The 692-nt window shown below is 48.6% G+C and carries 1 protein-coding gene and 1 pseudogene; both read left to right on the top strand.

The genetic code is table 11. The features are described from left to right. Positions 1 to 310: pseudogene (locus P3R27_RS14520) on the top strand (hypothetical protein); the annotation flags it as partial. Then, on the top strand, positions 310 to 692 hold a 383-nt coding region (locus tag P3R27_RS14515), incomplete at its 3' end, for a tail fiber assembly protein (protein WP_097478215.1). The pseudogene P3R27_RS14520 and the gene P3R27_RS14515, both read left to right, overlap by 1 nt.

The following is a 692-nucleotide window of genomic DNA, read 5'->3' as shown; positions in this document are numbered from 1 at the left end:
GTATGGAACAGCAACCATTACAGGAAGTTTATCCACAGTTAAAGGAACCAGCACACAGGGTATTGCTTATTTATCGAAAACGGACAGTCAGGGCAGCCACAGTCACTCATTGTCCGGTACAGCCGTGAGTGCCGGTGCACATGCGCATACAGTTGGTATTGGTGCGCACCAGCATCCGGTTGTTATCGGTGCTCATGCCCATTCTTTCAGTATTGGTTCACACGGACACACCATCACCGTTAACGCTGCGGGTAACGCGGAAAACACCGTCAAAAACATTGCATTTAACTATATTGTGAGGCTTGCATAATGGCATTCAGAATGAGTGAACAACCACGGACCATAAAAATTTATAATCTGCTGGCCGGAACTAATGAATTTATTGGTGAAGGTGACGCATATATTCCGCCTCATACCGGTCTGCCTGCAAACAGTACCGATATTGCACCGCCAGATATTCCGGCTGGCTTTGTGGCTGTTTTCAACAGTGATGAGGCATCGTGGCATCTCGTTGAAGACCATCGGGGTAAAACCGTCTATGACGTGGCTTCCGGCGACGCGTTATTTATTTCTGAACTCGGTCCGTTACCGGAAAATTTTACCTGGTTATCGCCGGGAGGGGAATATCAGAAGTGGAACGGCACAGCCTGGGTGAAGGATACGGAAGCAGAAAAACTGTTCCGGATCCGGGA

Source organism: Enterococcus spodopteracolus, from assembly GCF_030441955.1.
Classification (GTDB): Bacteria; Bacillota; Bacilli; order Lactobacillales; family Enterococcaceae; genus Enterococcus_B; species Enterococcus_B spodopteracolus.
The sequence above is the reverse complement of the archived record's forward strand: the minus strand, read 5'-3'. Positions and strand labels throughout refer to the sequence as shown.